General features: G+C 50.5%; 25 protein-coding genes. 11 read left to right on the top strand and 14 right to left on the bottom strand.

The features are described 5' to 3' along the window. Positions 1-476 precede the first annotated feature (476 nt). The 14 genes from ABJM21_RS01405 to ABJM21_RS01340 form a co-directional block, all read right to left on the bottom strand. Positions 477-1,139, bottom strand: coding sequence for a transposase (locus tag ABJM21_RS01405; RefSeq protein WP_348303273.1), 663 nt, complete (start codon positions 1,137-1,139; stop codon positions 477-479). Positions 1,140-1,337: 198 nt separating this feature from the next. Further along, complete coding sequence (locus tag ABJM21_RS01400; protein ID WP_348303275.1) at positions 1,338-1,760, bottom strand: hypothetical protein; 423 nt, start codon at positions 1,758-1,760, stop codon at positions 1,338-1,340. A gap of 24 nt (positions 1,761-1,784) precedes the next feature. Next, positions 1,785-6,014, bottom strand: coding sequence for an RHS repeat-associated core domain-containing protein (locus ABJM21_RS01395; protein ID WP_348303277.1), 4,230 nt, complete (start codon positions 6,012-6,014; stop codon positions 1,785-1,787). A 462-nt stretch (positions 6,015-6,476) separates the two neighbouring features. Then, a complete protein-coding gene (locus ABJM21_RS01390) occupies positions 6,477-6,869 on the bottom strand; it encodes a hypothetical protein (protein WP_348303278.1) in 393 nt (130 codons plus the stop codon). Positions 6,870-6,900: 31 nt separating this feature from the next. Beyond that, positions 6,901-7,260, bottom strand: a complete 360-nt coding sequence (locus ABJM21_RS01385; RefSeq protein ID WP_348303280.1) for a hypothetical protein — start codon at positions 7,258-7,260, stop codon at positions 6,901-6,903. Then, positions 7,257-7,613, bottom strand: a complete 357-nt coding sequence (locus tag ABJM21_RS01380; protein ID WP_348303282.1) for a hypothetical protein — start codon at positions 7,611-7,613, stop codon at positions 7,257-7,259. Before ABJM21_RS01380 ends, ABJM21_RS01385 begins: the two co-directional genes overlap by 4 nt. A gap of 29 nt (positions 7,614-7,642) precedes the next feature. Continuing rightward, complete coding sequence (locus ABJM21_RS01375) at positions 7,643-7,942, bottom strand: RHS repeat domain-containing protein (protein WP_348303284.1); 300 nt, start codon at positions 7,940-7,942, stop codon at positions 7,643-7,645. A 31-nt stretch (positions 7,943-7,973) separates the two neighbouring features. Then, entirely contained in the window at positions 7,974-8,339 is a 366-nt protein-coding gene (locus tag ABJM21_RS01370; RefSeq protein WP_348303286.1) for a hypothetical protein, read from the bottom strand. Continuing rightward, a complete protein-coding gene (locus tag ABJM21_RS01365) occupies positions 8,336-8,653 on the bottom strand; it encodes a hypothetical protein (RefSeq protein ID WP_348303288.1) in 318 nt (105 codons plus the stop codon). The genes ABJM21_RS01370 and ABJM21_RS01365 overlap by 4 nt, the downstream gene beginning before the upstream one ends. Before the next feature lie 200 nt (positions 8,654-8,853). Beyond that, positions 8,854-9,204: a hypothetical protein gene (locus ABJM21_RS01360; protein WP_348303290.1), complete on the bottom strand. Its 351-nt coding sequence runs from the start codon at positions 9,202-9,204 to the stop codon at positions 8,854-8,856. A 104-nt stretch (positions 9,205-9,308) separates the two neighbouring features. Further along, positions 9,309-9,677, bottom strand: a complete 369-nt coding sequence (locus ABJM21_RS01355; RefSeq protein WP_348303292.1) for a hypothetical protein — start codon at positions 9,675-9,677, stop codon at positions 9,309-9,311. Between the two features lie 45 nt (positions 9,678-9,722). Continuing rightward, positions 9,723-10,070, bottom strand: coding sequence for a hypothetical protein (locus ABJM21_RS01350; protein WP_348303294.1), 348 nt, complete (start codon positions 10,068-10,070; stop codon positions 9,723-9,725). Positions 10,071-10,144: 74 nt separating this feature from the next. Continuing rightward, the gene (locus ABJM21_RS01345; RefSeq protein WP_348303296.1) at positions 10,145-10,480 is read right to left on the bottom strand and encodes a hypothetical protein; all 336 of its coding nucleotides are present in this window, start codon (positions 10,478-10,480) and stop codon (positions 10,145-10,147) included. A gap of 151 nt (positions 10,481-10,631) precedes the next feature. Beyond that, complete coding sequence (locus ABJM21_RS01340) at positions 10,632-11,525, bottom strand: hypothetical protein (RefSeq protein WP_348303298.1); 894 nt, start codon at positions 11,523-11,525, stop codon at positions 10,632-10,634. 161 nt (positions 11,526-11,686) lie between these two features. Between ABJM21_RS01340 and ABJM21_RS01335 the strand changes: the two genes are divergently transcribed. Genes ABJM21_RS01335 through ABJM21_RS01285 form a run of 11 tightly spaced genes read left to right on the top strand, consistent with a single transcriptional unit; the run spans position 11,687 to position 21,268 of the window. Continuing rightward, positions 11,687-13,330, top strand: a complete 1,644-nt coding sequence (locus ABJM21_RS01335; RefSeq protein ID WP_348303300.1) for a GspE/PulE family protein — start codon at positions 11,687-11,689, stop codon at positions 13,328-13,330. After that, a complete protein-coding gene (locus tag ABJM21_RS01330; RefSeq protein WP_348303302.1) occupies positions 13,327-14,538 on the top strand; it encodes a type II secretion system F family protein in 1,212 nt (403 codons plus the stop codon). The genes ABJM21_RS01335 and ABJM21_RS01330 overlap by 4 nt, the downstream gene beginning before the upstream one ends. Further along, positions 14,535-14,999, top strand: a complete 465-nt coding sequence (gene gspG, locus ABJM21_RS01325; protein ID WP_348303304.1) for a type II secretion system major pseudopilin GspG — start codon at positions 14,535-14,537, stop codon at positions 14,997-14,999. The genes ABJM21_RS01330 and gspG overlap by 4 nt, the downstream gene beginning before the upstream one ends. Beyond that, a complete protein-coding gene (locus ABJM21_RS01320; protein WP_348371181.1) occupies positions 14,974-15,375 on the top strand; it encodes a type II secretion system protein in 402 nt (133 codons plus the stop codon). The genes gspG and ABJM21_RS01320 overlap by 26 nt, the downstream gene beginning before the upstream one ends. Next, entirely contained in the window at positions 15,372-15,749 is a 378-nt protein-coding gene (locus ABJM21_RS01315) for a type II secretion system protein (RefSeq protein WP_348303306.1), read from the top strand. The genes ABJM21_RS01320 and ABJM21_RS01315 overlap by 4 nt, the downstream gene beginning before the upstream one ends. After that, positions 15,746-16,315, top strand: a complete 570-nt coding sequence (locus ABJM21_RS01310) for a prepilin-type N-terminal cleavage/methylation domain-containing protein (RefSeq protein WP_348303308.1) — start codon at positions 15,746-15,748, stop codon at positions 16,313-16,315. The genes ABJM21_RS01315 and ABJM21_RS01310 overlap by 4 nt, the downstream gene beginning before the upstream one ends. Beyond that, positions 16,312-17,346 carry a hypothetical protein gene (locus tag ABJM21_RS01305; protein WP_348303309.1) on the top strand — a complete coding sequence of 345 codons (1,035 nt, stop codon included), beginning with the start codon at positions 16,312-16,314 and terminating at the stop codon, positions 17,344-17,346. The genes ABJM21_RS01310 and ABJM21_RS01305 overlap by 4 nt, the downstream gene beginning before the upstream one ends. After that, the gene (locus ABJM21_RS01300; RefSeq protein WP_348303311.1) at positions 17,343-17,876 is read left to right on the top strand and encodes a hypothetical protein; all 534 of its coding nucleotides are present in this window, start codon (positions 17,343-17,345) and stop codon (positions 17,874-17,876) included. The genes ABJM21_RS01305 and ABJM21_RS01300 overlap by 4 nt, the downstream gene beginning before the upstream one ends. Further along, positions 17,873-18,439: a hypothetical protein gene (locus tag ABJM21_RS01295; protein WP_348303313.1), complete on the top strand. Its 567-nt coding sequence runs from the start codon at positions 17,873-17,875 to the stop codon at positions 18,437-18,439. The genes ABJM21_RS01300 and ABJM21_RS01295 overlap by 4 nt, the downstream gene beginning before the upstream one ends. Further along, positions 18,436-20,505: a type II secretion system secretin GspD gene (gene gspD, locus ABJM21_RS01290; protein WP_348303314.1), complete on the top strand. Its 2,070-nt coding sequence runs from the start codon at positions 18,436-18,438 to the stop codon at positions 20,503-20,505. Before ABJM21_RS01295 ends, gspD begins: the two co-directional genes overlap by 4 nt. A 58-nt stretch (positions 20,506-20,563) precedes the next feature. Beyond that, positions 20,564-21,268 carry a hypothetical protein gene (locus tag ABJM21_RS01285; protein ID WP_348303316.1) on the top strand — a complete coding sequence of 235 codons (705 nt, stop codon included), beginning with the start codon at positions 20,564-20,566 and terminating at the stop codon, positions 21,266-21,268. Positions 21,269-21,271 lie beyond the last annotated feature (3 nt).

The following is a 21,271-nucleotide window of genomic DNA, read 5'->3' as shown; positions in this document are numbered from 1 at the left end:
GTTTAGTGGCGAGGTGATCTTTAGGCAAAACGTCGGCTAACGGGCTAGTTTTGCCGTTAGCCTTCATAAGCGCTTATGTCTGCTCTCCACTCCAATCTCGGTCATTCAATAGTGCGAAAGCTAGTGTCCGCTTTCGGGATGTTGCGGACAGTTCAATTACGCAATTACGGCAATTACGGTGACAGTTACAATTACGGTGACAGTTACAACAATCCCCAATCCGGGATTACGGTGTCATGCCAGATAGCATCTATCTGTCCATCGATCGCTGACGGGGAACGGGTCAGATCATGCTTCTGTAACAATCTAAATTACGGTGACTAAATTACGCAAATTACGCAAATTACGAAATTACAAATTACGGTGAAAATTACGGAAAATTACAAATTACGGTGACAGTTTACTTAATCCCCTAAATTACGGTGAAATTAAATTACGAAATTACGGTGACAGTTTACTTAATCCCCTATTCCTACTCAGGCTATAGGTTTGCGCCCGGGCTTTGCAGGCGCCAGCTTTCTTCCCGTTTGCTTTTCTAGATCGGTGATCCATGCCGCAGAACCGATTGGCCGCCCGATTGTCTCTGCCTTGCGCAAGGCGGCATAGGCGAAAGCTTCATCAAATTCTTCATCGAGAAAGGCGGTAAAATCGCCAGTCCGCTCAAGCACCGGACCGACAGAGATGACCGTATCATCCTCCGCCCGTTCTAGCGCCTTAGTACTCGACCACTGCCAATCTGCCGCTCGGCTGACCAACCTCGCCCGTACCGGATTCAAAGCAACATAGCGAATAGCGGCCAGGAGATGCGTTTCATCCATGGCAACCGAACCATAGCGACCCTGCCATAAATGCCCGGTGGTCCGCAACCGCGCGTTGATGTAACCAGTATAGCGGCGATGCAGATCACCAAATGTCCGCCTTAGACCGTCCTCATCCGACGGTAATATGATGATATGAACGTGGTTCGGCATCAAACAATAGGACCAGATTTCGCAATGCGCTCGCTTTGCCGCTTCAGCGAGAAGATCTAGATATAGATCATAGTCGCCGTCTTCAAAAAATGTCTGTTCCCGCCGGTTACCGCGCTGCGTCACGTGATGCGGAATGCCAGGGAGCACAATGCGGGGAAGCCGAGCCATCACTTAAGACTAATCAGCAACTATCGTGCGGTAAATGGAAAGGACTTGTCAGTAACGGCCAACAACCAACATGGCGTGCGCTATTTGGGGATTAAGTAAACTGTCACCGTAATCCAAACTGTCACCGTAATCCCTAAGTAAACTGTCACCGTAATCCTCACCGTAATCCCTTATCGGGTGTTGAAATTCTTTGAGAATCTAAGGCTTCCCATGTTCAATAACCTCGTATTTTTCTTTGAGATTGTTCACAAAAGAACGGGCTTTCGATTGCAAATCTGCATCTGAGAACAGCATGTTATGAGATAAAAATATATCATATCTATTTTTATCAAAGCTATTGATTGTAAAGATATATTCTTGAAAATTGCAAAAGCCCATATGATTGACAACGAAACTGTCGCCGACTGTCTGGCTGGGGTATTGTTTAGTTACAAAGTCTGAGTTTTCTTGAGAAGCGAATTTTTCCAAATCCTTCTTAAACTCGCTAATTTTATTATCATCGACACGCAATTTTATAACATACGATTGGGTGTAATAAATCGGGAACATGCAGCCAATTTTTGGAGCATAAACAAACAAAAGCACTACAACAATAAGCGATATTAATAATTTCAATTTCATACTGCTTCTCTTAATCTCAAATCGTTAGCTGCCTTGAAGGTGTTTCGCACATGCGGCATTGACAGCTTTAAAAATTGCTGGTCCTAGGTAGTCATTAGCTAGGTCTGCCTCCCTAAAAAATGCATTTCCTGTGCCTCGCGTGGTTACGAAAATGCTGCCACCCGAAGTTTGCCTGTACGTTCGGGTTACAGTTCCGCTCAATGGATGAAGTAGCTGAGTGGTATTGGTGAACACCAATCCATTATCGGATTTGGTAGCAGTAACTAGGCCATTCGGAACACCAAAGGAGCCTGCAGGACCTCCAGGCCCACCCATCACTGGGCGAAATGAACCGACATAGTAGGTACCACCATTTACAATGGGTTCTGTACCATTTCGACCAGGCAGATTGCATATAGGAGAATCAATTTTCTTTTTATCGCAGTTCTTCCCATGACACAATTTGGTTTCCTCTACTGTATAGTCGTGCCCGGCTCCGGCCAATGCCTCCAATATAGCATTTTGCGCCGAATTGGAGATAGAAAGCGGATAACTGCCGCCTCCCAACCTGTTTAGAACATCGTTGGTATCCGCTTGGCAAGCAGCTGGATTCCTTTGACAATAAGGAACAGGCCTACCACCGTTCACTACAATTTCAAACAACCCACTTGGATCCACCTTGTTCACCGGATCATTCCGGACATAAGCATAGATATTCATCCCATCGCCATAGCCAATCGGATCGGTCTGCATAAACCGCCCCATGCCTGGTGAATAAACCCGGGCTTTATAGTGGTACATCTCAACATCCTTAAGCCAAGTCTGGCCGGTATATTGAAAGCGTCCTTCATTCGTCCAGCCGGGAATACCGTAAGGCGAGTAGGAGTTCATCGCATGGAGGCCGCCGCTGGCGTTGGACAAAGCGATGACAGACCCGCGTTCATCCTTGTGCATATAGCGCTTGTCGCTGGTGCCTGTGCCTTCATACCACAGGATCGGATCATCGCTGCCCGGACCATGGACATAGCGGCGCAGCAAAGTGCCACCAGCATCATATTCTGCGATCAGGTCCACGCCGTCATAGCCCAGCCGCGTGGTGGCGCTGCCCGTCGTCTTGTGCAACCGGCCATAGGGATCATAGCTTAATGTAACGCCATCGGGCGCTGTGATCATCCGGTTTTCGATGTCATAGCTGTAATTGTGATCGCCTTCGCTAATCAGATTGCCGCGCGCGTCATAGGTCGGCGTCAGCGTGCCTGAAAGCGTATATTGATTGAGGCCATTGACCGTATAGGGACGGTCAATATTATAGTGGCCTTCCCAAGCATAAGCATCGTTGCTTTGCGTATGCTGTGTAATCTGGCCAGCCGAGTTATGCGCAAAACTGCTGGTCAGATCATGAGCGGAACCAGACAGGTTATTCGTCAATGACGCCAAGCGGGAGATATCATCATAACCGTAACTGACAGTGGTACCATTGCCATAAGTCAGGCCGGTGCGACGACCGAAGACGTCATAGGCATAGGTGGCGATAGCGGTGCTGCCATTTTCCTTAATCTGGTCAAGCGAGCCATCTAGTTTGTAGCTGTAAGTGACGAACAAACCATTGTCTGGCCATGTCATCTTGGTCCTGCGGCTAGCAGCATCATATTCATATTGGATGGTGCGCGATCCACCGCCCGTGGTATCCGTGACATCAGTCAACCGGCCCAGTCCATCATAGACATTGGTCAGGCCGGCGCCCGAACTGGAAACCAACTTAGCGGTCTTTTGGCGGCCCAGAAGATCATAGCTATAATGAACATCATTTGCTGTTCCGGGTAGGTTTTTCAGTGTCATGCGATTGAGGTTGTCGTATGTGAACGCGGCCAGCGTCCCATCGCGGCGTTGCCGGCTGATCACATTGCTGTTGTCATCATAGCCAAATCGTTCGAAATCAGACGCGTTGCTGGTATTCTTTACTGACTTATGCGGATAGCGGGTTTCATAAAGACGATCATGACCGTCATAAATATTGGTCGTGCGATTTTGATTGGCATCGGTCAGGGTTTGGATCTGGCCATTGTCGGTATAAGTTGCAATCCAGCTATCGCGCGCATCAGTGGTCAAATAGCCATCGGTTTGGCGTAGCACCTGATCCGCCCCATTATAATGTTGTCGCGTAATCCGGTCGGGACCAGCGCTGCCTGGCGTCGAGAGAGAACAGGCCGGAGATGGTAAGTTAGGATCCATCCGCTGTGCGGTACATTCCAATCGTCCTTTGCTATCATAGCTATATTGGGTCAATGCCTTCGCCGCGCCTGCCGCGCTTTTCAGCGTCTCTTTGATCCGGCGGCCATTGCTGTCATATTGCAGCTCCACTTTTTGCAATATGCTCATGCTATTGAGGTTGGATTCATTTATTCCGGTTGCCGTCCCAACCTCGGATAGGGTCACTTGACTTTCCGCATTGAAACTGGAGCGTTGCGCTCTGCGTTTCATAACACCGTTGCCATCTGGATCAGGGCCAATTGCGCCGCGTTGCCGTCTTAGCACATCATAAAAAAAGTAGCTCTTGTCAGACGTGCCGGGCAAAGGGCCATCGACAGATATCACATCCCCATTATTGTTATAGGCTGTTGTGGTTGTCGACGTGCTGCTGTTATCGCCAGTGGTGGTCGAAACAGGCAGTAGATTATTGGCCACGCCGGTTGCGCCGTAATCAACGGTTGTTCGCACTTCGTCGGCAGCATTTGTACAGCTAGAAGATGTTTGGCACAGCGCGGTTTCGGTCAATACCCACTTTGCCGGGCCTGCGACGATGGTGCCGCTGGCATTTTTATAATAGGCGCTCTTTTGGGCATAGGTGAAGCGAGTTTGCGGCCGCACGCCATTTGGAGCGGCTGGCGCGGTTACGGTCAGTACACCACCGTGGGTTGGGTCGTAGGTGTAGTCCGTCTGCTTGCCTCGTGCATCAATTGTATGGGTCGGCTTGTTGCAAGTTTTTGTATTGGGGCAGGTGGCGGGATATTCGGCCTGAGTGACAATGTTGGCGAGCCCCGATCCCGGTTTTGCTACAATCCGGGTTTCCTCAATATTACCACGACTGTCATAAATAAGCTCCCTATAGTTGCCTTCCGGATATGTGATCCGGGACAAACGACCTGAACTATCACGAGTGTAGATGGTGGTTTTTCCCAGAGAATTTATATAGCGTTTCAGCTGTTTGGAACTGCGCCCAGAAACATATGTTTCGCTGTTACCGGCTTTAGTCTTTACGGCCGTAAATTCATCTGCCGGTACATTTTCAGAATAGTTATAAGTCGACGTGGTTCCTGCGATGGTCGCGGTTGAAACACGGTTTGTAGTATAGCTGTATGAAGCTCTATCCACCGCAGCGCCAGGAGGGCGAATAGCTGCCAGACGGCCAGTGTTATTGTAGGTATATTTGGTGACCCCGCCATTTTTGTCGGTAACGTTTTTGACACTACCTCCGGATGGATATTGCGTGCTATATTGAACGTTCGGCATAGTCGAAGGGATTGTGCAAGTGTCTGCATCCGGATCACAATAAGTATCTGCCAAGTTCACTGCCGTGACCTTGATTGGGCTTATATCTAGATTCTGATTGACGCCCGGCACATTGTTATTGGCATATTCATATTTGAGCATGAAACCTTGGCTATTACTCACCGATTGCAGCCGGTTATCATATCCAATGATAAAGCATGCACCCAACTCATCTTGTATGCAAAATGTTTCCGTACGATAGTTGAATTTCAGTTCGCTTTTGTCGGGCGCAATTATTTTTGTGGCAAGCAGCGCATCATAATAACAGTCGCCTTGGTAACTAGCACATGCTTCTGACGATCTTGCGGTAAAATGATATTCTATTCCGTCTGAACCATAAAGAATATAGTTCCAAAAACCGATCTTGACGAGTTTCTCGCCATCGCCCTTTGTGGATGTCCATTCATCTGTACCGGAGGACGTAAAATTCGTGCGGCTTGATCCTCTGATAACTTGCTTGATCGTATCTTCGAAGAGAAGCGTTACCCGATTGGAACTTGGAAATTTTTTCCCATATTGCGAACTATGCGAGATTTGTGCTGCACCGGAACCGATGCTGATCTCAGAAGTTTCAATCACCAATTCACCCGACGAAAGGTCGACGCCATTTTCATCAATGGTCGAATGTTCCGGTGGTATCTCCAGAGCGTTTTGAGCCATCCCAGGCGTGGCAAGAGCCATAGTGCCAAAGGCAACCAACACCATTTTTAGAAATGATTTGGCCATTATCTCTCTTTTCTCATTTGAAACCACAGTGAATTCCCTATTAAAAAGTCCTAATCCTATCCCGCACATCTCACCCATCACTCTGCCAGCAACACATATTCGGGAGGGTTTGAGTTGTGAAATGTAAGCAATTGGTTGCAGGCCGCACTGGTGCCGTCTGGGAAGTGAAATCGGACAGGCTTGGATTGTGCCACGGCGGTGTTAACCTGCGCAAACCATCCCCAACAGGTCTGGGCCGGCACGGTTTTCCATTCGCTATTGAGATTGCAAATTTGGGTCCATGCGCCGCGCCATGAGCTGAGGACAACGACTCCTCCGGCTTTCGTTGTATATACACCGCTTATTGTGCCGGCGCAGTCAACTGCTGCCGCATGCGTCTGGGCGGCAAGAGCAACGCAGCTTAGCACTGCGACCGTCGATGATACTAAAGTTCTGCTTTTCATAAATCTTCCGGTATTTTTATCATTTTTCAATCCAGAACCGATCAATTTTCAGTAATCCGCCTTCGGCACCGCGCATTTGGATTGTTACTGTTTTATCTGCCGCCAAGGCGGTAAGCATCGTGGAGTATAATGTTTCAGCAAAAGCGGGATTTTCTGTATGCAGAAAGGCTCCTGCATAGGCCCCAAATACTCCTGAATAACCCGCTGCCGAAACTACTGACAAATCGATATATTCTTCAAAATATATCAAGACCAAATTATCGCGATTCATGTAAGTGTGTTTTACTTTACCTGTATACTGACAATAAGGAACGCCTTGTGACACGGCACAAGTAAAAGTCTGCGCCATTGCGCTTTGCGGCATCATGCCGAGCGCCACGATTACAAGAAGGAATCTGGAAATTGTTTTCATAGCTTGCTACCTCCCGTTGATCGCAATTCTGTCATCTTGAAATGTACAAAGCCCCATTGTTGGTTAACTCGTTATAAGTCCCGCTATGCCAGCCGATCGAAGTACAACTATGGACATAGGCTTGCAGCTTAAACTGACCGGCAAAGGCCGATAGCGCCGTCGAAAGAAGCTCAGAATATTGGGGATGGGATATGGGCACCCAAATGGCGTCATCCCTGGTACAGGGGGTTGATCCCGGGTTGCCATATTCTCCGAAGATAATGAAACCCTGACCACGGACGATTTCGATTTTTGTCGGCACGGCATAAGCCGTTGAGCCGCCCGCTGCGTTTGCGGGTAGTGCGAAGGTCATGAGTGCTGAAGCGAGCAAAGCTTTTGCGATGACTCTCATTTGATAAGTCGCACATAATATGGCGCTGGAGCACTCCCATATGTGGGTATGGTGGCACAATCTGCCGCGCCCAAATCGGCATAATAAACACCCACCTGCTTATTTTCCGTAATGGCGCTGCTCATAACAGAGAACCAGGTAAAGCAGGTCTGAGGTTTGATACCTAATCGCTCTTCATTCACGTTACAGATTGCGGTCCAACCGTTACGCCACGATCCGTATATTACCACGTCACCTGTTCCGTAAACGAAAACGTTTGTTACGTTGCCCACGCAATAAGAAGCGGCTGCGTTAGCAATGGATGGTGTGGCAAGAGTAGCAAGAGCAACTGCGCCAGTAATCAACTTCTTCATTTCAAACCCCCTCAAATATATCCAAATCCCTAGTTCACTGGCCGAATGGGAATCACCAGAAACCCGTTAATCGGCAACACGATGATACGGCTGGGTCCGCCCGGCGTTCCGTCGCTCCCGGTCACTTCGACGCGCTTTCGGTTCCCGGCGGCATCATATTCATAAACGGTCCCAAGGCCGTCATTCGCACCGCCGGTCGTGGTCGTTTCAATCAACCGGCCGAGCGCATCATATTCATAGGTGGTGGTCCCTTGCGCCAGCGCTGGACTCGGCGCGACCAACGCCATGGAGCTGAGTGATAGGAAAATCGGCTTGATGATATGATTCACGGGAAGGCCCCCTGTATGATTTTGAATGCGTTTATTGCTTTGCGACAGTCGCACGCGTGACGATGATGTCGCAGGATGAGAGTGTGGTGTTTTCAAAGTTTAAGTTGACGGGGAAAGAGGACCCGAAAGCGAGAATGAGAACGCTCGCCATAACCTCATAATTGGGATGGGTCTTGTCTATGAACATCCGGTTCCCTGGACACGGGCCGCTATAGCCCGCAGGCCTCAAGTCCGAACCTTCGACATAGAATATCAGGCCCAAGGTATTGGGATAGAGTGTGTCAATCTGACGAGAACCGGCCCATTGTTCCGCCGCCGAAACGGGAGACGCGAAAGCCAGCAAGCAGGTGACCATCATAGATTTGCCCAAGATGCCGATCTTAGAGCGCAAGATCATGGCGTAATCTGCACACGATTGATAACGGCCTGACAGGATGAAGTGGTGGTGTTATTGAAATTCGCACTCACATTATATTGTGCAGAAAAAGCTGTGATGAGCGAGCTGACGATCGCATCATAGTTGGCGGCAGTAATTGGAAGATTCAATCTATTCCCATTACAGCCCGGATCATTTACTTTTGGCCCATCCACTTCAAATATAAAACCGGTGGGATATGGATAGATGGACGTAATTTTTCGGTTGCCTGTCCATTCAGACGCAGCTTGAGCGCCGCTACTTATCAATAGCAAAGCTATAACAGATGATTGCAAAATTTTTCTGATGATCGCCCCCGAACATGAGACCCTATTCTGATCAAATAGATATGATTATTGTTTTTAAGTCAAATGAATTGATTATTTATTTATATATGACCGTAAATGTCAAAATCACTTTTTATGTTTTGCCAAATATAAACTAGAATCATAGTTACTGGCTAAAAAGAAAAAGCGAACAGGTTATTCGGCGCACCTCAATTCAGCATGACATAATAGGGTGCTGGCGCATTTCCATATGTTCCCAAAGCATCGCAGGCTAGGGATGTTAAAGAATAGACACGAATATGTCGCGCTTCGACAACGGCTGTATTTACTTGTGAAAACCACCCCCAGCAAACATCTTTGGATACGTCTTTCCAATCTGCTTTAACGTTACAAATCTGCGTATAGCTTGGATAGTAGATTGGATTAATCATAACACTTCCATCCGCCCTTAAATGCACATCGGAGACGGTGCCGTAACAAGATGAATTCGCGAATGCCGACACCGATTGCGTGGATATAATAACCGCTGCTGTTAACTGAAATGCCTTCACCTTCTTCATATCAATTCCCTTTCCCCATAATTGATGGTTTGTTTAATATGACTGGCGCGGCCTACTCCCCTCACTTTCAAGTCCAATTCTAGAAAATTGCCCAGCATCAAAGCCTAATCTGCCGGTAATATATCGAAAAAAGATATGCCCTCTACGCCCGCGTTGGCTGGGCACGTGCCGCTACCAACAACACGGACAGGCTTCTTGGAGAGATGTGCCGACAACGCCAACGACAACATAGCTTGCCCAGCTGGCGTAGACGCATCAAAGGCAACCTGCCAAAGTCCATTGGTGGAGCATCCCGCTTTGACATAGCCAACATTTGTCGAAATAGGGTCAAGGCGAAGAAAGGCAGTGCCGCCTGAGTTAACAGATATACGCGTAATGGTTGCCGGCTCCCACAAACCCGCTGCACTCGCTGGCATGGGGAATGCAAGCGCGCCCAGCAGTGCCAGCCACAACGTTTTCTTTAATTTCAGCATTCGAAACTCTCCATCCGTTAAAAACATCAAAGCTGCAGGCCGCAGCTAGCGCACCACCAGATATTTAAACCCCCTAATTGTGTTATAGCTCTGACCATCATGCATCGCACATCCATCTGAATATCCAGCGACTTCCTTACCAGAGGCATAGGCTGTCAGTAGCAATGCAAAGGCTTTGTCATAATTGGGATCAGTTTTTAACAGAACGATGGCAGTATCACGGTCGCAGCCATTGGGATTGGCCCAACCATCAGCATACATGAAAAATCCTTCCTCGTGGAACGCTACTGTGGTGATTTTTTGAGGAGGGTGCAAAGCACCTGCCGCATCAACGGCGCTGGAGCCAAAGAACAAGGCTCCCAAAAATGACATCAGAAATAGTATATTTTTCATCCGCAATCTCCCTTTTTAATCTCACAATTGAAATCTCAGCTTCGGACGCACGCATAGGATTTGGGCCAACAAATTTACAAACATCCAGTAGCGGGGCATATTTCAATAAATCGAAGATCCTCAGCATTTCCCAAAAGCGAGCAAGTACTTAAGCCACTGACGGTGCCCAATTCCTTACCGGTTGCAAACGCGGTCAAAATCAATGACGCATGAACACTATCCTTGTGTGCGGTATATCGTAATGTTGTTGCACAAGCAGGGCGATTGGTATCCGTTCCGCCGACAATACGAAACACAATTACTTCATTTATCGACCCGACATGGACGACCTTGCCACCCACCGTATTAGCATCGGCAGAAACGGAGATACTCATCAGAAAGACTATCAATAAAGAATAGAATATTTTCATGCCCGCTTTCCCTTTTTTAAAATACTGCTTTCATATTTTACAATTGTAAAGCGAGAATTGTATCGTTCCGAAAATTTTTTAAAGTGGGTATTGGAAAACAACAATATTCAGACTTGATAATTTCGGCCACATAAATTCGAAAGCCGCCGGTTTAATTCAATTGGATAACTGGCAGCTTCACACCGCCAGCACCATTTGTCTCTAGACCCGCAAAATTTTGACCAATAGCGGCGTTACGGACAAAGAATTTTACTTGTGGCGAGGCGCTGCCGCCGAGCACCTCTCCCGCCTTCACTTTGCCATCGTTACCAAGTGTGACGGACAGTTCAACACTGCCCTTGGCGCGCGGCAAACGTGCACGTAGCCCCGCAACCCATTGCTCAAAAGCGTCCTCTTGTGCCCCATTGGCGTCATCCCCAAAACCGAAAAAACCAGCGACACGCCCCGCCAATGAAGGCTCTTTTGCAGGCCCAAGCTGCTTGTCTTCAAATTCCGGTTTGCGATTGGGCGCAGCGCCAGCAAATGGATCATAGACGACGCCGCCCTTCTCACCACCGGATGCGGCCCCTTGCCCCGCCCCGGCGCCAGCATTTGGTGCGGCCGGCGGTTCGGGTGCAGATATATTGGATACGAGGCGTGGCACCTTGATGCGAGAAAGCGACCATTCTGGCGGCAATTCAGTTTGGGTGGCCACCTCGATATCTGATGGGACTGACTGCGTCACTTGCGATGGTGCCGGCTCGCTACCGGTTTCCGTCTCCATCGCTTGGTCGTCTTTAGAGACCTCGCCCAGCTCCAACATGGTCATGCTGGTCGTTTCGCCGGCCGATACAGCGGGCTCTTTTTCAAAGGCCTTGTTAAAGGCAGCGGTTATCAAAAAATAGAAAAACAGGCCATGGAAGAGGATCGCAAAAGAGCCGCTGAAAAACTTGTGCAGACGGTCACGATAGGGCCAACCATCCGGCCATGCCGGAAGCCATGTGGGATTGAAGCGCCACCCAAAGGAGCGTTCAACCTGCCACTGATCTATTGTCTGAAAGGCCATATCCCCCCATTACGAGCTGATTCCTATTTATATTAAACCCGCTTCGTTCGGTTGGGAAGCAGCAATTATTATACAATATAGGTCAGTTATCATTTTCTACATGAAGATGATTGCAATAATAGTTGAAACAGGCAAATATCGACGCTCGCAGGGGGATATAATTGCCGAGTCTCATTGACCATCTGATACATCAAGAACTTGTTGCTCCAGCCGAACTGGAGCGGTCTTTTCAGATTGCAGAAGAGACAGGGATGCGACTGCCCTGGGTTCTGTCGCAAATGGGCTTGGTAAGTGATGATATTTTGCTTGGTGCGATGCACGAAACCAGCGGCTGCGCGGTCGCGAGTGACGATCTGCTGCAGCGCCAGCCCGCTCTCATTGAGGGGTTAAATCCGCTTTTCCTCAAAAAGCATAAAATTGTTCCGCTAATGGACGATGGTGGAAAAATTGATGTGCTGATTGGTGATGCGGAAGACACAGACGCTATCGCAGCTTTATCCTTCGCCGCTGGCCATATTGTCGAGCCCAAACTTGCACGGCTGGGTGATATTGAAGACAGGTTGAGCCAATATTTCGGACTGATCGATCATGAAGATATGTCCTCTCAATTGGGCGCTGATCTTGATGAAGAGCTGGAACGTCTGCGCGACGGGATTAGCGAGGCACCGGTAATCCGTCAGGTCCACGAAATTTTGACCAACGCGGTGAAGCGCAAAGCATCCGACGTGCATCTGGAGCCCATGGCCCGGCATTTATCGGTGCGCTACCGGATCGATGGCCGATTGAGTGAAGTAGAGCGCCATCCAACAGGTCTGGCAGATCCGATCGCGTCGCGGATCAAAGTTATGGCCGGGCTTGATATTTCGGAAAGCCGGCTGCCACAGGATGGCCGCATCAAGCTGACCGTTCGCGGTGAAGAGGTGGATATTCGGGTATCTACCTCCCCGATCGCAAATGGTGAAAGTATTGTAATGCGGCTTTTGGGCCGCGCCAGCCTACCGCTGGAACTGGATAGTCTGGGCCTGCCTAAAATCGCTCTCCAAAAGCTCACCACGGCCTTGGATAAACCTCATGGGATCATATTGCTGACCGGACCCACCGGTAGCGGTAAAACAACGACACTCTACTCCGCGATGAATTCGCTGCGCGGACCGGAGGTCAAAATTTTGACCGTCGAAGATCCGGTTGAAGTGATGCTGGACGGGATCAATCAGGTACAGGTGCATCCGGAAATCGGACTGAGCTACGCCAGCAGCCTGCGTGCTTTTTTGCGGCAGGATCCGGATATTATCATGATCGGTGAAATTCGCGACGGCGAGACAGCGGAAATTGCCCACCGTGCTGCGCTGACCGGCCATCTGGTGCTGTCGACGTTGCATACAAACAGCGCCCTGGGTGCCTATACCAGGCTGAATGATATTGGCGTGGAGCCATTTCTGGTTGCCTCCACGGTCATCGCAACCATTGCCCAGCGCCTTGTGCGCAGCCTTTGTGATGATTGCAAAACCGCTGTCGACATTAGTCCCGAAGAGATTGCCCTGTTCACGGCCCATGATTTGCAAATTCCAAAAAGCCTCCATCAAGCCAATGGCTGCAACAGCTGCCATCAATCAGGATATGCAGGTCGTCGCCCGCTCATCGAGATTGTCGAGGTTGACGAAAACCTGCGTGCCAAGATTCGAGAAGGCAATGCAGAAAATCATGTGCTTAATCCACCCGAGACATTGCTTGGGCATGGGCTGGCCCTAGTCAGCCAAGGTGCAACAAGCCTTGATGAAGTCCAGCGCGTGGTTAGCTTCACATGACCGAATATCGCTGCCTTGCCGTCGATGCTTCCGGCCAGAAGAAATGGCAGCAGGTTGAGGCTGCGAGTGAGCAAGCCTGTGTCCAGATGATGTTGGGCAGCGGACTTACGCCGTTACAAATCAACAGCGGCGCGATGACCCTTTCCGAGCGCCTCAATCAACCAGTCCATCTGTCTATGGGTGTTGGACTTAGTGAGCAGGCGCTGATGCTCAATCAATTGGCTTTGCTGGTCCGTTCCGGATTGCCGGTTGACCGGTCAATCGATCTTCTGCGCGATCAAGCCCCGAAAACTCGTCAGAAGCAATTGCTCACCGATATTTTGTCTCAGGTGAAAGAAGGTAAGGGGCTGGCAGGAAGCCTTGAGACTGCCAAAATTTTTCCGACCTATGTTATCGGAGTTATCCGATCTTCTGAAAAAAGCGGTAAACTCGGGGCGGCCCTGACCTCTGTGGCACAGCGCATGACAAAAGCAACGGAAACGCGCCGCAAACTGGCAACTGCCCTCACCTACCCTGCTGCTGTGCTGATCGCGACCATGGCCGCCCTAATCATCGTGCTCACAAGCGTGGTTCCACAATTCGAGCCGATTTTTGCCGGCAATGAAGACAAGCTGCCTGGGCTAACCAATTTTGTCCTGTCGCTGTCCGGTTTTGTCCGCAGCTATGGCTTGACGATTGTGGCAGCCGTGTTGCTCTTTTTTCTCACAATCTGGTTGCTGCTTAGATCGGAAGCAGGACAAAAAATGCTTTCGTCGGCAACGCCCTATTTGCCGGGCATGAAATTGCGCGATCAATATCTCGCGGGTCAATTTACCGGCTTGCTCGCCACTCTAATCGGCAACGGATTAACTGTGGTTCGCGCGTTGCCGCTCGCTCGCGAAACTCTGTCCAGCCGGCGTTGGCAAATGGAGCTCACGAAGGTGGAAACCCAAATCCGTGAAGGCAGCCGCTTGTCATTTGCCTTGGAAGCGACCTCGGTCTTCCCGCGCACTGCTAGCCGGTTGATCGAAGTGGGCGAACGTACCGGTAAGCTTGGCGAAACCTGCGGACATGCTTCAGAAATTATGAGCGAAGCAGCGGCTGCCCGGATTGAACGGATCGTATCGCTGGTCAATCCCATAGCGATCATATTGCTGGGTGGATTGGTTGCGATGCTGGTCGCTGGCGTCATGCTGGGCATATTTGCATTGGGAGATTTTGCAGGATGATTGATTGGAAAAACGCGAAACCGTCATCGGCCAAGCATAGTCGCGATGTTCATCAGAAAAATGGTTTCACGTTGATGGAAATGCTGGTGGTGCTTGTGGTTATTGGCCTGATCGCCGCTGTTGCCATTCCGCAGATCACAAATCTATTGGGCAGCGCAAAATCCAAAGCGGCGAAGATCCAACTCGACACCCTATCGGCTAGCCTACGCTATTATGAGCTAGATACTGGAGCGTTCCCAACAACGGAGCAGGGCATAGAAGTCCTCTGGAACATGTCGGACCCCGATCCAGCATGGAACGGTCCTTACATCCGTCAGGAACGCCAACTCAAAGACCCTTGGGGCTTTGACTTTATCTACCGGTCACCGGTCGAAGGAAAACCCTTTGAGCTGATTACCCTTGGCGCCGACAACAAGGAAGGAGGCACTGGCGATAATGCTGACCATGCCGCAATTCCTTAGGGCCCGTCAGCCCACGAAAATCGAGCACAATGAGCGAGGGTTTACCTTGGTCGAACTTATGGTTGTGCTGGCAATCATGTCCCTCGCCGCTGTGCTATTCATTGGCGCCAGCGGTAGCAGCAATGGTGCAACCGCAAGAGGCGATCTGGCAAAATTGGAAAGCGCTATAGCTTCAGCGCGCCAACAGGCAATAATATCCGCCACGATGCAAAACGTAGTCCTTGCCGACTATGCTCTTGATCTGCGCCCAACTGTTGGAAGCAATTCCAACAGCCTGATCTTCTATGCTGATGGATCAAGCAATGGCGGCCAGATAATACGTGAAGAGAAACAGTTATTCACGGTCCGATGGATAGATGGACGGATTGCTAAATGAGGCTGTTCGATTCTGAAACCGGCTTTACACTGATCGAGGTCTTGGTTGCGTTAATCGTAACATCATTCCTTGTCACAATCCTCATGGACGGCGCGGTAACCGCCAAGACCCGGCAGACAAACCAGATGTTGCAGAGCCAGGCATTAACAATAGCAAAATCCCATATTGACAATTTGCGTGACATTTCAGGGCCGGCATCCAGCCTTAATGGCACTCAGGATAGTGTGAACTGGACATTGCAAGAGACCGAAATTGCCCGTGATCCAAGAGAAGCATTCGTGCTTGTCGAAGCCACCATAAAGGCGGGAAGCGAAGACAGGCCAGCGCTGGTTACGTTGCAAAAACGCTATCTCAAATCGTTGGTCACGCAATGAACGAAAGGGGCTTCACTCTTGTCGAAATTCTGGTCGCACTGGTCGCGGGCGGGCTACTACTTGGATCGATTAGCTGGGTCATCGCAGGACTAAGCGATGATTTGAAAGCAACCGAGCAATGGGATCAAGACCTTCAAATATCAACCACCGCCAACTTGCTGGATGATATTCTCACGGATGCGCGGTTTTCGCATGCATCATCCAGACCGCTATCACGCTCGCGCCGAAAGCTTGAATTCCAAATGCAGGCGCCGCTCTCGATCGGCAGACAAGGATATGTGGGGGCACAGCTGGTCGTAGAGCGCGGCACAAAAGGAGAAAATCTCAAGCTGTTATTGCCGGGGCAAGAGTTACCCGAAGCCATCCTTTTGTCCGACATGAAAGACATAGAATTGCGTTATGACTTCAACGCCAACGAAGATGGCAGCCCTGCATTTCTCAAGAAAATCGAAATCGCAATTCGTGATCAATCTGGATCAGAGCCCCAAACCCTATCCATTCGCCCGCGTGTTAACGCTGTCGGCGCATGCATCTTTGACCTTATTTCTCAGCGTTGCCGAACATGAAGGGCAAGGGGATCAAAGCCGCTGAGGCTATCCATGACTTTTGGACCTGGTGGAGCGACGAACTACGCGAAATGCTTCCTAGAGATTTTAGAGGAGAGGCAACCGAACGAAACAGGTTTGACCTGTTCATGGCAAAAGACGAGACAACAATCGAAACCGTGAATGATGGCGCAGGCCAAAAAATGCGGGAAGCTTATGCATTGGAAGCCCTGCCTGTCGAAAGCTGGGAGCAAATCACAGAATTTGCTGAGATCCGAAATGGCCGTTTGTTCTTGGGCGAATCTGACTTTCTAGCCCTACCAGTCAAGCTCCCTCGCGCCAGTTCAGCGCAGCTTCGCTCCGCTCTAGAGCTGCAATTGCCAAGCCTGGTGCCCTTGGATCCCGATTTAATTGATTGGGACTATGTCGAGCTTAACCGCAATGATACACACATTGAACTGTCGCTCATCATGGCGAAATCTTCGCGTCTAGATGCTCTTGAAACCCTGTTTGCGCAGCATGATCTCATGCCGCCTGCTTTTTGCGTGCAGCTTGACGACAAGACCATAACCTTGCGTAAGCCGCTGGAGATCGCGCGGAAACCTCTGGAAGAGCGCAAGATGCAATTTGCCATGGCAATGGCGGTGATGTTGGCCATGATCCCGGTACTAACCATCGGCGGCGCCAAAATGATGAAATCGATAGAAATTGACCGTGCTGAAAGGCTGGAAGAAGAACTTGCCCCCCGCCTAGCTGCCGAAAAGACGATTGCACGCGAAGAAATGATCCGCCGCGCCGCCTCTCCCCTGCTCAACATGCCAAGCGCCAGCAACAGACTGGAGGGCCTTGCGCAAAATCTTCCGGAATCAGATTGGACGGTTTCAGCGGCACAGCAACCAGACGGTAGCTTTGAATTTGTGGCCGATATGCTGAACCAAGAAGAAGCTGAATTGGCCCTTAAACAGACGCCGGTCCTGTCTCGGTTCGAGATGACAGAAGAGCTTGAGAGCGAAAGTCCACGGACGCGTATTCGCTACAGGACATCGCGATGACGGCCATGATATCTCAATTTTCGCCGCTAACCCGGAAGATATTGGCGCTTAGCTTATTCATTCTCGCGCTGCTGCTGGTCTGGACGATAGTCCTGTTACCTGTTGCCACGCAAATGGAGAGCAGCCTGACCGAATTGGACGATGCCCGTTTTCAACGTGTACGGCTCGAAAAATTGCAAGCACGGCCTGCACCGGAGAAGGCAGAAGCCTTATCGGCGGACATTGTCTTTGGTTCAAAATCTCGGGAAGAGGCTACTTCAGGGCTTGGTGCCTATATCTCAGGCCTCGCCGCTCAAAATGGCCTGCAGGTCGCCAATATCTCCGCCCGCCCGGGCGAAGAGACAGATAAATTGCTAGCATTTGATCTGGCACTGATCGGTGAAGAAGTTTCCGTAGCACGCTTCATCAATCAAGCCGAACGCAGCGCGCCCATGATCCGATTTCGCAGCTGGCAGATTGAAGCGGGCAACGCCGACGATCCCAATGTTCAATTTTCAGGGCAGGTCGTGGGTGCCTGGATCAAATCATGATGGCACAGATAAAAATGGAATGGATCTGGCTTGCCTTGACGGCAGGGCTGATGATCGCATTGCCATGGTGGTTACTTACCGGAGAGCCGGACAATATATCTGAGCCGCAACCTCTGTTGATCACCAAGGTACAAACCCAAGAAATCCCCGCCGTCGATATCTTGCTGACGAAACCAATATTCAATTCAGAGCGCACGCCTTTGGCCTTGCTCGATGAGAGGGCCGCTGAGGAGCCGGAAGCTCAAATCGCTGCACCGGTCACCCCGGTACCGACGCTCGTCGGTCTGGTTTCCAAACGGCGCGGCAAAGCGGTTGCTATTGTGAAAACCAATGACGGTGAGACCAAAACCTTGCGTACCGGGCAAACCAGTGATGGCTGGCGGCTGGTCACCGTCGGTAAAAATGAGGCAACCTTTGCCAACGCAAATGAGGAGCGAACCATAGGCCTCAATTACGGCAACAAAGCGATTGGTGGGCCATCTGGCGCGCCAGTTCCCGCAGCAGACACACAAGAAAATCCGGAACAACCGGAAGATATAATATCAGATGGAGAGCCGAATTGAGTTTTTTCAAATATGATGGTGATCGATCAAAAATCATCTTCGGGGCATATAGTTTAAGACTGAGCGCTGCCTTACTTTGCGCAGTTGTTGCGATCGGCCCAACAGTCGCGCAAACACCAAAAAGCACGCGCATTCAATATGACGAAGCCAATGGCTATTCCCTCGCCTTTGTCGAAGCAGACGTAAAGCGCGTGGTTGACGCAGTCATGGGCTCGATGCTGGGTGCAAATTACTCGGTTGATGCCGACGTCACCGGCAACATTACTTTGCGTACGGTCAAACCCGTCACGGAAGCCTCTTTGATCCCGCTTTTGGAAGAGGCACTGACAAGCGTGGATGCCGTGATTATAAAACGCGGCGATAGTTATCGGATCATTAGTCGCGCAAAAGCAAGAAGCGTTGCCCCGATAGGTAGGTCGCGCATTGCTTCGGCAGGGAACCTTCCTATTGATAGTTCAGGCGAACAACCGAGACGCTTTGCACCATCAGAGCCCGGCTTTGCGACGGAAGTGGTCACCTTACAATATGGCAGCGCCGATGAAATCGCCAAACTCATCGAGGGGTTTTTAGGCGGTAAGATTGTTGAGCCTTCCAATGATGGGCGCAATCAGCTTCTGGTTAGCGGCAGTGCCGACGAACGTGATGCAGCCAAAAAGCTAGTCGCGCGCTTCGATGTGGACACATTGGCGGAGATGAATTTTGAAATCTATCGGCTCGAAAATGTTGATGCTGATACGATCGTTGCCGAACTCGACAAGATTTTCGAACCGCCCTTTGACATTATCGGCTCGCGGATAAGACTTGTTCCGTTGCCGCGCCTGCGCTCTGTTTTGGGTATTGCCGGAAGCAGCGCCGACCTCACGCGTATCGAACCTTGGATCAGGCGGCTTGATGCTGGCGGCTCCGGAAAACGGAAACTCTATAGCTATGCCGTTCAAAATAGCCGTGCCGCCGATATCGCGGCTTCTTTGCAGCTTGTTCTTGGAAGCGGTGGCGGTGGCGGAACGCTGAGTGCTGGTTCGACTAGCTCCACCATCGATGTCGGAGGGTCGGGTGCCACTCAAAGTAGCGATCAAGAAAACCAAAGCTCCTCCATTGGCGCAACCTCGCCCAATGTTTCTTCCGGCCCAGCAGGCGGTTTACGCATTGTGCCAAATCCTCAGAATAATAGCCTGCTCATCTTCGCAAATGGCGAAGAATATGGATTTATCCGCGATGCGCTGGAAAAGCTTGATCAACCTGTTGCGCAAGTCCTTATTGAGGCAACACTGGCGGAAGTGACGCTGACGGATGACCTAAGCTTTGGTGTCGATTTTTCGGTAATGCGTTCTGGTTCCAATGGTTCGAACACGATCACCAGCACAGGTACAGAGAGCGGTACACCGTCACCTGTTTTTCCTGGATTTTCGGTATCGGTTGTCGGCTCTACCGCTTCGGCCATATTAAACACCTTACAATCGAAAACCGATGTTCGGGTCATTTCCGCCCCCAAGATACTCACACTGAATAACGAACCGGCAACACTGCAGGTTGGTGATCAAGTTCCTATCGTAACACAGCAATCGCAGGGCGTGGGATCGCCCGGAGCGCCCTTGATTAACAATATCGAACTGCGTGACACCGGGGTAATTTTGCAGGTCACGCCAAGGGTCAATGATAGTGGCACCATCATCTTGGATATCTCTCAAGAGGTCAGTGATGTTGCGGAAACCACGACATCAGGCATCAATTCTCCAACCATACAGCAACGGCGTCTGGCCAGCACTGTAGCCACCCGTTCAGGACAAATGATCGCTTTGGGCGGTTTGATCCGCAATCGCCAAACACGGACGAAATCAGGCATTCCGCTCCTCAGCCAGATTCCAATCATCGGCGGCCTGTTCGGGCGCAAGATTGACAAAGGAGCCCGTACCGAACTGATCATATTGATCACGCCAACGGTCATTCGTTCGCCAGAAGAGACCAAGGATATCGTCGATGCGCTCATCGACGGCCTCGATCTTACCCGATCTTTGGTTGACGAAGCGGTAGCCGGAGAAGTTGGTGCGCGGCTTCCCAAACCATAGACAGATAAGGCAGCCCGAACGGCAGTTGCATATAGGCCCCGACGAGCAGGGATATATATTGATCACTGCCGTTTGGATGCTGCTCGGCGCATCTATTGTTGCTGTAATCATGATTCACAATCTGCGGGCGTCGGAAGAATTATCGTTCGACAGAGAACAGACACAAATCAAATATGCCCAGGAAAGCGCGGTAGAAACCGTGGTCGCGGACATATTATTCAACGGTCCACGCAGCGAACTGGCGCGCCTGCCGGCCCAAACGAGCTATACCATTAACGGCATTGCGATGCAGGTGCAGGTCACCAGCGAAAGCGGAAAGATAGATGTCAATCAAGCCGATCCCGCTTTGATGGAGCGGGCACTGAGAGGACTTGGCATATCCGGTTCCCAGCGGCAGGCCTTTTTGTCGATTGTTGCCGGAGAACGCAGTGCCAGCCGGTTGTTTCAGTCTCCTACCGATGTGGGAGCCGCGATGCAGCAAGCTGGGATGGCGATCGGCAGCGGTTTCTGCCCCGGCAATTATTTCACGACCTTTTCAGGGCTTGGCCAGCCGGTTGCGGGACAGATGCGGCCGGAATTTGCCAAGGCGCTAGGGCAGCCAAGCCTGCCAACCGAGGCCCGCGCGAGCCCGGGGACGGCTTTGCGGGTTTCGATAAAGGCCGACGGGGCATCGCCGTTGATCGCCGTCATTCGGACGAGCGGGTTGATTGGTCGATCTTATAGCGTGCTGGACTGGTCAGATCGAGCGGGGTGTGGGGGTTAACCG

This window comes from Parasphingorhabdus sp., assembly GCF_039977335.1.
Lineage (GTDB): Bacteria > Pseudomonadota > Alphaproteobacteria > Sphingomonadales > Sphingomonadaceae > Parasphingorhabdus.
This window is presented reverse-complemented; position numbering and strand designations above follow the sequence as displayed.